General features: G+C 71.0%; 7 protein-coding genes. 5 read left to right on the top strand and 2 right to left on the bottom strand.

What is annotated here, in order from left to right; genetic code table 11:
* Positions 1 to 18: 18 nt before the first annotated feature.
* Positions 19 to 6,519 (bottom strand): SdrD B-like domain-containing protein, encoded by a 6,501-nt coding sequence (locus CLV54_RS02275; protein ID WP_100343326.1) that lies wholly within the window; start codon positions 6,517 to 6,519, stop codon positions 19 to 21.
* A gap of 242 nt (positions 6,520 to 6,761) precedes the next feature.
* Here CLV54_RS02275 and CLV54_RS02270 point away from each other — a divergent pair, with 242 nt between their 5' ends.
* From CLV54_RS02270 to CLV54_RS02250, 5 genes are all read left to right on the top strand, one after another.
* Positions 6,762 to 8,189 carry a right-handed parallel beta-helix repeat-containing protein gene (locus CLV54_RS02270; protein ID WP_100343325.1) on the top strand — a complete coding sequence of 476 codons (1,428 nt, stop codon included), beginning with the start codon at positions 6,762 to 6,764 and terminating at the stop codon, positions 8,187 to 8,189.
* Positions 8,186 to 9,037: a hypothetical protein gene (locus CLV54_RS02265; protein ID WP_100343324.1), complete on the top strand. Its 852-nt coding sequence runs from the start codon at positions 8,186 to 8,188 to the stop codon at positions 9,035 to 9,037. The genes CLV54_RS02270 and CLV54_RS02265 overlap by 4 nt, the downstream gene beginning before the upstream one ends.
* 7 nt (positions 9,038 to 9,044) lie before the next feature.
* Positions 9,045 to 10,403, top strand: a complete 1,359-nt coding sequence (locus tag CLV54_RS02260) for a Dyp-type peroxidase (RefSeq protein ID WP_211294411.1) — start codon at positions 9,045 to 9,047, stop codon at positions 10,401 to 10,403.
* Positions 10,404 to 10,691: 288 nt separating this feature from the next.
* A complete protein-coding gene (locus CLV54_RS02255; RefSeq protein WP_245861234.1) occupies positions 10,692 to 12,170 on the top strand; it encodes a DUF6421 family protein in 1,479 nt (492 codons plus the stop codon).
* Between the two features lie 208 nt (positions 12,171 to 12,378).
* A complete protein-coding gene (locus CLV54_RS02250) occupies positions 12,379 to 13,101 on the top strand; it encodes an SDR family NAD(P)-dependent oxidoreductase (RefSeq protein ID WP_100343323.1) in 723 nt (240 codons plus the stop codon).
* Positions 13,102 to 13,139: 38 nt separating this feature from the next.
* Here CLV54_RS02250 and CLV54_RS02245 read toward each other — a convergent pair whose 3' ends face one another.
* Positions 13,140 to 13,709, bottom strand: coding sequence for a TetR/AcrR family transcriptional regulator (locus CLV54_RS02245; protein ID WP_157802776.1), 570 nt, complete (start codon positions 13,707 to 13,709; stop codon positions 13,140 to 13,142).
* Positions 13,710 to 13,884: the final 175 nt, after the last annotated feature.

Genomic DNA, 13,884 nt, shown 5'->3' with positions numbered 1-13,884 from the left:
GTCGTCACCGCGTCAGGATCAGCTCAGCCGGCGCCGGCGCTGCAGCACGAGCGCGAGGCCGAAGAGGAGCGCGGCTCCACCGAGACCGGCGATCGAGATGAGCAGCGGCGTGTCGACGCCCGTGTGCGCGAGGTCGGCCGGAGGCACGGCGCCCGGGATCAGCACGAAGCCGAAGTCGAGCGTGTCGTCGGAGTCGCCGCCGAGCAGCGCGATCGACACCGCGGAGCCGGTCGACGAGTCCGCGCCGCGGTCGCCGACGTTCGCCTTCGTGGGCGTGTACGACGCGAGCGCGTCTTTCGAGGCGTCCATGTCGATCCAGACCTGGTAGGTGCCGGGGGGCAGCTGGCCGAAGTCGTACAGGCCGTTCTCGTCGGTCGTGACCGGGCCGACCGGATCGCCGTTCACGTCGGTGACGGGGTTGCCGTCGGTGTCGGTGATCACGAGCACAACACCCGGGATGCCGGGCTCGCCCGGATCCTGCACGCCGTTCTCGTTCTGATCGAACCACACGTAGTCCGAGACGCTCACCGGGATGATGAAACCGAAGTCGAGCGTGGGGTCGTCCGCCCCGTCCGTCGCCAGGTCGTTCACGTTCTGTGCGAGGCCGGTCGAGGAGTCGCCCGCCGCGTCGCCCTCGCCGGGCCTCGTCGGAACGTAGCCCTCGAGCGCATCCTTCGAAGCGCCCTCGTCGACCGTGACCGTGTAGTGCTCGCCGTCTGCCAGAACCGGCAGGTTCGGGAACTCGTAGGAGCCGTCGTCACCGGTCGTCACGGGCTCGACCTCGTCGCCGAAGACGTCGACGACGGTGCCGTGCGGCCCCGTGATCGCCACGACGACACCGGGGACGCCGGGCTCGCCCTCGTCTTGACGGCCGTCGAAGTCGCGGTCGTGCCAGACGTAGTCGCCCACGGTCACCCGCGGCAGCACAAAGCCGAAGTCGAGCGTCTCATCGGAGGCGCCGTCGGTCAGCAGCGGGGACTCGTTCGACGCCGAGCCGGTTGACGAGTCGAGACCGCGGTCGTCGCCCACGCGCGGTTCGGTCGGGATGTACGGCGCGAGAGCCTCGGCCGAGGCATCCTGGTCGATGCGCACGGTGTAACCCCCCACCGGCAGCACCGGCAGGTTCTCGAAGTGGTAGAGACCGCTCCCGTCGGTCACGACGGGAGCCACCTCCTCGCCGAACACGTCGGTCACCGGCTGGCCGTCCGGGCCCTCGATCGTGAGCGTGACGCCCGGGATGCCCGGCTCGCCCGCATCCTGCAGACCGTTGCGGCTCACATCGACCCAGACGACGTCACCCAGGGAGACGCGCGGCAGCACGAAGCCGAAGTCCAGGGTCGTGTCGGAGTCGCCGTCCGTGTCGAGGGCGGCGGATGTCGCGGCCGAGTCGGTCGACGAGTCGTCGCCCTCGTCGTCCCCGGCGCCGGCCGTCGTCGCGATGTACGGCGCGAGCGCCTCGGCCGAGGCGTCCTGGTCGATCGTCACCGTGTAGTGCTCGCCGTCGCCCAGAACCGGCAGGTCCTCGAAGAGGTAGGCGCCGTTCTCGTCGGTCACGACGGGGGCGACCTCATCGCCGAAGACGTCGGTCACGGTCTCGCCGTGGGGGCCGGCGATCGTGAGCGTGACGCCCTCGATGCCCGACTCCGCGTCATCCTGCAGTCCGTCGCGGTTCGTGTCGACCCAGACGTAGTCGCCCACCGAGACGCGCGGCTTCACGAAGCCGAAGTCGAGCGTGGGATCTGAGGCACCGTCTGCCGAGAGCTCATCGACGGTCGACGCCGATCCGGTGGAGGAGTCGAGCGACTCGTCATCGCCGGCACCGGCCGTCGCCGGGATGTACGGCGCGAGAGCCTCGGCAGAGGCATCCTGGTCGATCGTCACCGTGTAGTGCTCGCCGTCGCCCAGAACCGGCAGCCCGTCGAAGACGTACACCCCGTTCTCGTCTGTCGTGACCGGACCGACCACCTCGCCGAAGACGTCGGTCACGGCGTCGCCGTCGGGACCCTCGAGCGTGAGCGTCACGCCGGGGATGCCCGGCTCCCCCTGCTCTTGCAGACCATCGCGGTTCGTGTCGGCCCAGACGAAGTCGCCCACCGAGACCTGCGGCAGAACGAAGCCGAAATCGAGGGTCGTGTCGGAGGCGCCGTCGGCGGAGAGATCCGCCCCGCTCGAGACGACGTCGGTCGAGGAGTCGGCCGCGTCGTCGTCGCCCGCGTTCTGCACGGTCGGGATGTACGGCGCGAGGGCGTCGGCCGAAGCATCCTGATCGATGCGCACGGTGTAGCCCTCACCCGCGGGCAGCGCCGGCAGGTTCGCGAACAGGTAGGCGCCGTCGGCGTCGGTCACCGCGGCCGCGACCTCGTCGCCGAAGACGTCGACGACCGGTCGGCCCTCGGAGTCCTCGATCGTGAGAGTCACACCCGGGATGCCGGCCTCGCCCGCGTCTTGCACGCCGTCGCGGTCGGTGTCGGCCCAGACGTAGTCGCCGACCGAGACACGCGGCTGCACAAAGCCGAAGTCGAGGCTCAGGTCCTCCTGACCGTCGGCGGTGAGCGCTGCGGATGTGGTCGCAGAGCCGGTCGAGGAGTCGTCGCCCCGGTCGTCGCCCGCGCCCGCGATCGTGGCGATGTACGGCGCGAGAGCCTCGGCCGAGGCATCCTGGTCGATCGTCACCGTGTAGGACTCGCCCGCGGCGAGCACCGGCAGATCGCCGAAGAGATAGGCGCCGTTCGCGTCGGTCGTCACGGAGCCGACCGGCTGCTCGTTGACGTCGGAGACCGGCTCGTCGTCGGGGCCCGTGACCGTGAGCACCACTCCCGGGATGCCGGGCTCGCCCGCATCCTGCAGGCCATCGCGGTCCGTGTCGACCCAGACGAAGTCGCCCACGCTCACGCGAGGCGCACCGACGAAGCCGAAGTCGAGTGTGCGATCTTCGGCGAGGTCGGTCGTGAGGTCGGCGGTCGAGTCCGCGCTGTTGGTCGACGAGTCGGCCGCTCCGTCGTCGCCGGCTTCGGCGATCGTGGGCACGAGGCCGACGAGCGCGTCGTGCGAGGCGGCCTGGTCGATCGTCGCCGTGTAGTGCTGGCCCGCGTCGAGCGCAGGGAGGCGGTCGAACAGGTAAGCGCCGTTCGCGTCGGTCGTCACGGGGCCGACGGCCTCGCCGTCGATGTCGACGACCGCGCCGTTCGGACCTGTGAGGGTGAGCACAACGCCCGGGATGCCGGTCTCGTCGTCACCCTGCAGGCCGTTGTGGTCGGTGTCGAGCCAGACGTAGTCGCCGACCGAGACCTTCAGCGGGCCGCGCACGATCCCGGCGTCGATCGTCGGGTTGTGGTACTCGGCGGTGACGCCGTCGCCGGCGACGGCGGCGCGGTTGCCGGCGGCGCCCACGTCGAGCGTGAACACCGCTGTGAGGCCGGTCGTGACATCGGCGTCGGAGTCGTCCGCGTCGGTGGAGCCCGGCGCGTCGCGGGTGGTGAAGACGGTTCCGGCGGGTTGCCCGGCGGGGATCTCGAAGCGCACCGTGTAGTCGCCAGCGGCGAGCTGATCGAAGGCGTAGCGGCCGAAGGCGTCGGTGGAGACCGCGGCGACGGCGCTTCCGTCGAGATGCGTCGCGGGGGTTTCCCCGTCGTCGCCCAGGAGCGTCACGGTCGCACCAGGAACCGGAGGCTCGGCGGCATCCTGCACACCGTCTTGGTCGGAGTCGAACCACACCACGTTTCCGACCGAGAAGCTCGGGATCACGATTCCGGCATCGATCGTGGGGTTCACGAAGTCGGCGACGAGCCCGTCGGCGGGGGTCGTCGGCCGCACATCGCTCTCGCCGTAAGCGAGGGTGAAGGCGTCGGTGACACCGCTGAGCGAGGAGGGGTCGTCGCCGGCGCCGGCCGGAACGTTCGAGTCGTCGGCCGTGGTCGCCGCGTTCTTCGTCGTGAAGACCGTGCCGACTGGGACGTCGGGGGCCTGGAAGGCGACCCGGTAGGTGCCCTCCTGCAGGTGGTCGAAGACGTAGTAGCCGTTCGCGTCGGTCACCTGAGTGGTCGTGCCGGGAACCGGGTCGCCCGTCGCGGCGTCGAGGAGCCGCACCGACACCCCGGCAACGCCCGGCTCGCCGTCATCTTGCACACCGTCGCGATTCTCATCGACCCACACGTAGTCGCCCACCGCGAAGAGGGAGACGGCGACACCGGCGTCGATCGTGTGGTCGTTCTGACCGGGACCGCCGACCGACACGGTGGCGACCCCCGTCGTATCGACGTTCGAGTCGATCGTGTCGTCGTCACCGGCGCCCTGCCTCGTCCAGCTCAGCTGGGCGCGGATCACGCCGAGGCTCGAGAGAGTCCCGTCGGTCACGGTCGAATAGTCGAAGTGCACCTGGTAATCGGTGTTCGGTGTCAGGTCGGAGAAGTAGTACTCGCCGTCGGCGCCGGTCGTCACGGAGCCCACCGGGGCACCCTGCGCATCGGCGACGGGCGCGCCGTCGAGGTCGGTGAGGCTCACCGTGACACCGGGCATGGGGACCTCATCGGCGTCTTGCACGCCGTCGCGATCGCGGTCGAACCAGACCCGGTTGCCGATCTGCACGGGTGCCTCGTTGGCGAGCACCTGGATGTCGCCGAGGCCGCCCGACTTCTGGAAGGTGCCGTCGGCCGGCTGGTTCTGGCCGTCGTCCGTCAATTGGTAGCCGCGCGACATCCGCCCGTTGTACACGTCCAGCCAGTTGATGCCGTTGACGCGCAGGTTCGTCGTCGAGTCGAAGGAGGTGCTCGCGACCTGGTTGATGCCCGCGAGGGTCGCGAGACCGCCCGTGAGGATCTCGTGGTGGGTGGGCCCGGGGTTCAGGACGTTCGAGTCCTCGAAGAACTCGCGACCGCCGGGGCCCTGGTTCGCCCCGCCGCCGGCCGTCGTGTGCACACCGACGGTCCCGTCGTTCTCGAGCGTGTATCCGATGCCCGGCTCGTACGAGGCCTCGAGCGCGTCGCCCATCGAGACGGTCTCATAGGTCGCCTGGCTGCTGCCGGTCGGTGCCCAGTTGCGATTGCCGGCCTGCAGGCTGAAACGATCGGTGAAGCCCACCACGAGCTCACCGCTCGTGGTGAACTCGATGTTGGTGAGGATCGGCTGTGCCCACGAGACGCCGGGCCAGTTCGCGAAGGTGTACTTCGCCGTGTCCCAGTCGTCTGCCCAGGGGTGCCAGGCGCAGAACCTCGAGAGCCCGCCGGTGCAGTCGCCGAAGGGCGCCCCGCGCGTGTACCCGAGAGGTCCGTCGAGCACGCTCGAGTCGGATGAGCCCAGACCGGAGAGGTTGGACTCGGGCGCGGAACGCACGTGGAACGACATCTGGTCGGCGTCGTCCGAGCCGCTGCCCTCACCCGTCTCGACGACGCCCACGTAGAGGGCCCCGCGGTGAACATCGATACCCCAGGCGCGCTCGCCCGCGGGAAGGTTCAGGTCATGGGCGACCGCGGTCGTCGGGTCGTCGATCTCGACCGAATAGAGCGTCTGGTCGAAGAGGTTGACGAAGTAGAGCGTCTTCTCATCGGAGCTCACGGCGATGCCGCCGATCCCGACCTTCCCGACCTGTCCGTAGACCTGGGCATCTCGCGTCGGGTCCTGCGGGCGCTGCAGACCACGCGCCGCCCAGTCGATGACATCCTGACCCACGTCGACCGTGTCGTCGGTGCCCGCGATCGGCAGACCCTGGACGTTCAGCCAGTCCTGCACCGCAGCAGGCGCCTTGATGGTGCCGTCGTCATCGAGCACGTCGGTGAGGCGGTAGATCCCGCCGAGGCCGAGGGGCCCGACATCCGAGTGCCGGTGCAGGGTGGCCGCTGCGAAGACGTCTCCCGTGTCGCGCTTGAACGCAGTGCCCCACAACGCCCCGGTCTGCGAGAAGCTCGCGAGGCTCGTTCGCTCGCTGTAGTCGCCGGTGCCTCCGTTCCGGGCGTTGAGTGCGGCGTTCCAGGGGTTGGCGACGAGCGACGGCGAGACGTCGTCTGCATTCAGCGCGCGCTGACCCGAGTACAGGATCGGGGTGAGGATCGGGGCGCCGCCACCCTGCGAGTAGTCCTCGGGGGCGTTGACCGCATAGTCGACGTTCTCGTCGCCGACGTTCGCGAACTGCACGCTCGTGCCGTTGTCAGCCCCCGCGTACGAGGATTGGTAGCCGGCCGGGAGGCCGGTGAACTCGACGCGCACGCCCGTGAGGCTCGGGCTCACCGGGATGCTGTAGACGCCGTCCAGGTCGGTCGTGGCGGTGCCGATCGTCGCGCCTGCAGGATCGTAGGCGGTCGCGACGACCCCGGCGAGGCCGCGGTCGATCGGGGTGCCGACACCGCCTCCGGCGTCGTAGATGCCGTTGGAGAGGAAGTCGCGGTAGACACGACCGCCGACCTCGTCGTCGGCCGCCGAAGCGGCTGTCGAGCCGAGGACGACGCCGCCCGCGCTGAGCAGCGTGATCGCGGCTATGGACGAGACGACGGGGAGCAGGGTGGAACGACGATGGCGCGCACGGGTCACGGTAAGCAGCCTTTCGGGCAGAAGGTGCCGTGCGTCTGGCATCGCTGGAGGAGCACGGCGGTGTTCGGGGTTGCCCATCGGCGGTGTCGACAGTGTTTAGGGGTTCACCTCGACCGGATGGACAATTGCCGACTCTATTGGATCACCCGCGGCTCTCTGAACGGATCACGGGGTGAAAGAGAGGGTGATTCGCTCACGGCGTCCAGGCGGCGGTCTTCCGCGAGAACAATAGGATTGCGGATATGCCCGCACTCCGACGCCGCACGGCGGCCTTCGACGCACGCGCCGGAACGCCCCGCTCTGTCCCTCCCTGTGGGGCGGCGCGGACCCGCCCCGGGGTGGTCGCCTCCCTCGCCGGAGCGGCCCTCGCGCTCGTGCTCCTCGTCTCCGGCTGCGCCCCGGGCGGAACGGCCGAGCCCTCGGCGTCCCGCGCCGCCTCCGCCGGGCCCGGAGCGCTCACGATCCGGGTGCCCGCCGACGCCCCCACCATCACCGAGGCGGCCGAACGGGTCGCCGAGGGCGGCCTCATCCTCGTCTCACCCGGCACCTACGCCGAGTCGGTGCTCATCGACACCCCCGACGTGACCCTGCGCGGCACCGACCGCAACACCGTGATCATCGACGGCGAGGGGCTGCGCGCGAACGGCGTGCAGGTCATCGCCGACGGCGTGCGCGTGGAGAACCTCACGGTTCGCAACCACACCTTCAACGGCGTGCTCGTGACCGGGATGCACGACGACAACGGGCCGCAGGCTCACAACCTCGACGGCTACACGAAGCTCGATCCGCAGAAGTTCCCGCCGCTCGAGCGCTTCTCGGTCAGCCATGTCACGGCCAGCAACAACGGCCTCTACGGCATCTACGCCTTCAACTCGCACGACGGCGTGATCAGCGACAACTACTCCTCGGGCTCCGCCGACTCGGGGTTCTACGTCGGGCAGTGCCAGGGCTGCGGCATCCTGGTCTCCGGCAACATCGCCGAGAACAACGCGATCGGCTACGAGAACGCCAACGCGAGCGACTCCGTGGTCGTGACGGGCAACCGCTTCTCGGGAAACCGTGTCGGCGCGACCCTCATCTCCTCGTACCAGGAGGCGTTCCTTCCGCAGCAGAAGGTGTCGTTCGTGGGCAACGTGGTCACCGGCAACTCCTCCGAGACCTCCCCCGCCCAGGCGCAGGGCGCCTTCGGCCTCGGCATCGGCATCGCGGGCGGGCACGAGAACCTCGTGAGCAACAACCTCATCTCGGGCAACCCCGCCGCCGGCGTGCAGATCACCAACACCGAGGACATCCCCGCGGTCGGCAACCGCATCGTGGGCAACACCTTCGGCGGCAACGGCGTCGACGTCGCGGATGTCGCGGCCGCCCGCTCCTCGACGACGGGAACCTGCGTCGACCCCGCCGCCGGGCTCACCCTGCTGCCGCCCGCCCTCGCCGCCGGCTGCGGAACGGACGCCCCCTCGACGGGCGCCGACCCCGCGCAGCTTCCCGCGCTCGCGGTTCCCCGCGGGATGTCCTTCCTCAAGGTCCCGGCCGGCCCCGAGCAGCCGTCGCTCGACGGCGACCTCACGACCGTGCCGCCCCGGCTGCCGGCGAGCGTGACGATGCCCGACCTCGCGGCGATCCCGGTGCCCGACGCCGGACTGCTCGCGAGCGCGGGGCGGCGGTGAGGCTCACGGCGAGCACGGGCGGCCCGAGCGGCCCGCCGCGGCCGCGGTCGTGGGCGCGCGGCATCCTGAGCGTCATCGCGGTCGCGAGCGTCGTCGTTCTCGCCGCGTGCGCTCCGGGCACTCCCGGCGCTCCGGGCACTCCCGATGAGACGGCCGAGACGAGCGCGCCGCTCACCCAGGCGCAGGCCGAGCGGCTCGCCGTCGCACGCTTCACGAACTTCGACGACGGCGTGCGGTCGTTCACGATCACGATCCCGTCAGGCGTCGCCGCGGCCCCGGATGCCGGCGGCGTGACGACCGGATCGGACGGGCTCGAGCTGCGGGGCTGGATCGACTTCGCGACGCAGATCGGCTACGCCGCGGTCGAGCAGAACGGCGCATCCATCGGACTCGTGCAGTTCACGCCGCAGACCATCGCCGTGCGGGAGACCCCCACCGACGGGGCGCCGCTGCCCATCCCCGCCGACGGGTGGCAGCAGGCCTCGCTCGACACGACCGCCTCCACCCTCACGGCAGCGCTCGGCATCCTGCTCGATCTCGGCTCCGACCGGCCCGAGAACCCCCAGCTCTTACGGCAATCGGATGCCGCGTGGCTGCGCTCCGACACGGTGGGCTCGGGCTCGACGGCCGTCGACGTCGACGTGTTCGCGGGCCCCAGCGCGAGCTCCGACGACGGATCGAGCCAGGCCCCCACGCCCCTCTCGGAGCGCTCACGATACAGCGTCGGCGACGACGGCGAGCTCTGGCGTTTCGAGGCGCGGCTCGGCGGCGCGAGCGAGTGGACGACCATCGACTTCGGCGACGCCGACGGGGTGACCCTCGGCGAGAGCCTCGTCGGCGTGCAGTGAGCGCGCGATGAGCGACGCGGATGCCGCGACCGGCGGAGACCGCAGCGACGGCAATGCCGACCTCGGCCACGGCACGAGCGGCGGCCCGGCGGGCGGCACGAGCGGCGACGGCATGAGCGGCGGCACGCACGACCCGGCGCATCCGGGGGCGAGTCGCCGCGCCATCCTGCTCGGGCTTCTGGGGGCGGCCGGCCTGGGCGCGCTCGGTTTCGCGATCGGCCGCGCAACGGCGGGCACAGGCGCCCCGGGCACCGGGATGCCGGCCGGCCCGGGCTCCACGCCGGCCCCGACGCTCGACCCCGCCCTCCGCGCCCTCGTGCCCGCGGCCGGCGCCACTCAGGCCGGCATCGCCAGGCCGGACACCCCGCAGAGCTACGGCCTGCTTCTCGTGGCCGACCTGCCCGTCGACCCCGGGCTCGCCGGTTCACCGGGCACCGGCTCTCCGGGCGCACCCGGCGCGCTGCCCTGGCTCGCGGCGCTGGGCGAGCAGATCCTCGCGCTCACCGGCGGCGAGCAGAGCTACGGCTTCCTGCCCGCCGGGCCGGGAGATCTCACGGTCACGGTCGGGCTCGGGCCGCGCGTCGTCGCCCTCGTCGACCCGGGCGCTCCCGGTTCCGAAGCGCTGCCGCTCTTCGCGGGCGACGAGACGATCGACCCGCAGAGCTCGGGCGGCGACCTGCTGCTCGCCGTCTACGGCAGCGACCCGGGCGTGCTGGCTCCCGTGGTCGAGCAGCTGCTGACCGCCGTGCCCGGGGCGACCGCCCGCTGGAGTCAGCGGCTGTTCCGCGGGCCCAGCGAGGGCACGATCACCCGCAACCCGCTCGGCTTCCACGACGGCGTCATCGTTCCCCGCGGCGAGGAGGAGCTCGCGGAGAGCGTGTGGCTCGACGGCCCGTTCGCGGGCGGCTCGATCTGCGTCATCCGCCGGCTGAGGCTCGCCGACGACGTCTTCCTCGCGCTCTCGGAGCAGGAGCAGAACGCCGTCATCGGGCGGCAGAAGACCACCGGCGCACCCCTGAGCGGTGGCGGCCAGCGCGACCAGGTCGACCTGCTCGCGAAGTCGCCCGACGGCGAGTACGTGACCCCGCTGCACAGCCACGCGCGCGCCGCCCACCCCTCCTTCACGGGCTCGGGCCTCATGCTGCGCCGCGGCTACGCCTTCGACGAGGGCACCGGAGCCGACGGTGTCGCGAACGCGGGCCTCACCTTCATCTGCTTCCAGAACGAGTTGCGCACCTTCGTCGCCACGCAGCACCGGCTCGACGAGACCGACGCGCTCATGAGCTACGTGACCCCCACGGCGAGCGCGACGTTCCTCATCCTGCCGGGCTTCACCGCCGACCGCCCCCTCGCCTTCCCCGCCTGACGCCCCGCCTGCCCCGCCTTCCCCCTCCTGCCCCCGCACCCCACCCCGCACCCCAACCACCCCGAATGCAGGAGCTGCCCTCCCGCGCGGCCCGATACGGCGGCCGATCCTCCCTCTGACCGGAAAAAGTCCTGCATTCGAGATGTGCCTGGGCCCCACGCAAGAGAACTGCGCCCAAACCGCTGTGCGCGCGGGTTCCGAGCGCCAATGGCAACTCGTGACCGCGATGCCCCGCGTTAGCGTTAAGAATCCGTTAGGAAAGCAGCACTCACGAGCGAGGGAGGTTCCATGTCCACCACGAACGACGCCCGCACCGTCGATGCCCCGGCACTCGACGCGCAGACCGTTCTCGACGCGATCACCGGAGAACCCGAGGTCGTCGAAGACGCCGCCCAGCCCGGCGCCGAGCAGCTGATCGCGTCACCGCACTGGCAGAGCCTCAAAGCCGCGGCGAACGGCATCCACCCTCTGCAGCAGAAAGACGGCTCGATCCCGGATGCCGCGCAGCACCCCCACGCGCAGGCCCTCGTCGACACGATCACCGAGTCGATCGCCGCCCTCGCCCCCGCCTTCCCGACGGATTCCGCCTACCTCGCCGCCGTCATCCGCGACTTCGGGCGCTGGGCGCACGGCGGCTTCGGCGTGCCCGACTTCCTCGACTCGCTGAACGAGTTCCAGCCGCAGCGGAACCGCGTCGACGGGCTGCGGCACCTCGTGGTCTTCCCCATGAACACCCAGAACGGCAGCCCCGGCAAGCTCGTCGAGGCCGTGCTCGTCGAGGTCGTCTGGCCCGACTTCGTGGCCGAGCTCGAGGCCGGCGACTACTCGAACGCGCTCTTCGTGCCGATCCGGTTCCTCGACTTCACCGAGGGCTACGACACCAACTCGGCCGTGCTGTTCCCCGAGACGGTCGCGATGCGCACCGTGCCGAGCTTCACGTGGGGCGCGATCTTCGCCGACCGCGAGGCGGCCCGCTTTCGCCGGGTGGTGCGGGAGGCGGCATCCGTCACCAAGCTGGAGCTGCCGGAGGAGGCCCTCGAGCTGCTCGACGACCAGCGCCTGGCCGAGGAGACCTTCGTGATGTGGGATCTCATCCACGACCGCAGCCACATGCGCGGCGACCTGCCCTTCGACCCCTTTATGATCAAGCAGCGGATGCCGTACTTCCTGTATTCGCTCGAAGAGCTGCGCTGCGACCTCACCGCCTTCCGCGAGTCCGTGCGCATCGAGCGGGCCCTGAGCGCGCCCGCCGCAGCCGACCCGCTCACCCCCGAGCAGCTCGAGCTGCGCCGGCACGCACGCCTCGTGCAGTACGCCGTGATCTTCGACCGGATCTTCCGTTTCGCGATCACGGGCTCGCGTGTGCGCAACTACGACGGTCTCGGCGGACAGCTGCTCTTCGCGTGGCTGCACCAGCACCACGTGCTGCACTGGACCGACACCCGGCTCACGATCGACTGGGACGCGGTGCCGCAGACGGTCATCGCGCTGAGCGACGAGATCAACGAGCTGTACTGGCGCTCCATCGACCGGCCGAAGATCGCGCACTGGCTCGCGGCGTACGAGCTCGTGTCGTCGACGGTGACCCCGCATCCGGCATCCGTCTGGGCGCAGGGGCCCCAGGCTCTGCCGCTCGAGGGCGCACCGCGCGAGCTCACCGACGCGATGCTCGACGACGAGTTCCCGCTCTCGATGTTCTACGAGGCGCTCGACAAGAAGATGGGCGACACGATCGCCTCGACGGCGGGCATCACGGGCCGCGACTGAGCCCGTCGCCCGCGCCCGACCGTCGCCCGCCCCGCCGACTGTTGCCCGCCCCGCCCGTCGCCCGCCCCGCTCGCCGGCCTCCCACCCGCACCCCTCCCCCTTCTCTTCCCTCCCTTCCTCCCCAATGCAGGAGATCCACCCCGATTCCGACCGATTCGGCCTAGATTTGGCGGATGACCGGAAGAACTCCTGCATTGGGGATGACGACATGAGCGACGGCGGCACGGCGGGCGACGGAATCGCGGGCAGTGGCGCTGCGGGCGGCGGGGCGGGCGACGGAGGCGAGACCGGCGTCGCCGGCCGCACGGTGCTCATCGCCGGGGCGACGAGCGAGGCCGGGCGCCAGGTGGCCGCCGCGCTGCGGGAGGGCGGCGCGATCGTCATCGCCGTCGGGTCGAACGCCGAGCGGCTCGAGGTTCTCGAGGCGCGGGTTCCCGGCATCCGGGTCGAGCAGTGCGATCTGACGGATGCCGCGGCCGTCGCCGCTCTCGCCGGGCGGGTGCACGCGACCGGCCCCGTCGACGGGCTCGTGCACCTCGTGGGCGGCTGGCGGGGCGGGGCGGGCATCACCGCGCAGAGCGACGAGGACTGGGCCTTCCTCGAGCGATCGCTGACCTCGCTGCGGCTCACGAGCCGCGCCTTCTACGACGATCTCGCCACCTCCCCGGCCGGCCGCATCGCCATGGTGTCGTCGACGAGCGTCGACCGCCCGCGGGCCGGCAGCGCGAGCTACACGGCGGTCAAGGCCGCGTCGGAGGCGTGGATGCGGGCGATCGCCGACGGCTTCGCGCGCGACGACGCGCACGCGGCATCCGTGATCTTCGCGGTCACGAGCCTCTCGGGCCTCGAGCCGCTGCTCGCCGAGCACGTGATCGCCCTCTGGTCCCGCCCCGCCGTCAACGGCTCGCGAACCGTCATCGACGCAGGGTGACGGGCGGGTAGCACCCGGGTTCTAGGCCGGTTCGCGGGTCAGGCCGGTTCGCGGGTCAGGCCGGCCAGGAGGGTCTGGGAGAGGCGATCCGCACTGTCGGGGGCGGCGCTCTCGCGGGCCCAGGCGACGGCGCTCGCGGCGACGAGCACGTCTTTCACGGTGACTCCGGGGCGCACGGAGCCGTCGGCGATCGCGCGGTCGAGGATGGGCCGGGTCGTGTCGCCGAGGTCGGTGCATCTCGGCTGCAGCGCCGAGTCGGGGTCGCCGAGGGCGATGTTGACGCAGTCGGGCAGCCCCACGTACGAGCCGAGGTGCTCGACGAGCCGATCGAACCAGAGCCGGAACTCCTCGGCGGGCGACTTGCCGACGCACCCGGCGGCATCGGAGCACAGCGAGACCGAGGCGTCTTCGAGCGTCGAGGCGATGAGCGACTCGCGCGTCGGGAAGTGCCGGTAGAGCGTTCCCGCGCCGACGCGCGCGCGCTTGGCGATGTCGTCGAGGGATGCGTCGGTGCCGCGCTCGGCGAAGACCTCGCGCGCGACGTGCACGATGTGCTCGCGGTTGCGGCGCGCATCCGCTCGCAGCGGTCGCTCGGCCGTCGTCGACACCCTGACTCCTCCTCCGCGAGGCCGTGGCACCTGCACTCGCACCGGTACCGGCCGAAACCGTCGTACTCGTCCGAGGGGGTCACGAAATCGCGCTTGCTTAAACGGAGATTGTCTCCGTATAGTGAATCATCTAACTGGAGTTTATCTCCGGTTACCGGATTTGGCCACTCCGAGC

The sequence above is a fragment of the Compostimonas suwonensis genome, assembly GCF_002797855.1.
In the GTDB taxonomy this organism is placed as follows: domain Bacteria; phylum Actinomycetota; class Actinomycetes; order Actinomycetales; family Microbacteriaceae; genus Compostimonas; species Compostimonas suwonensis.
Note: the sequence above shows the minus strand (reverse complement) of the source record. Positions and strands in the feature narration are given on the sequence as shown.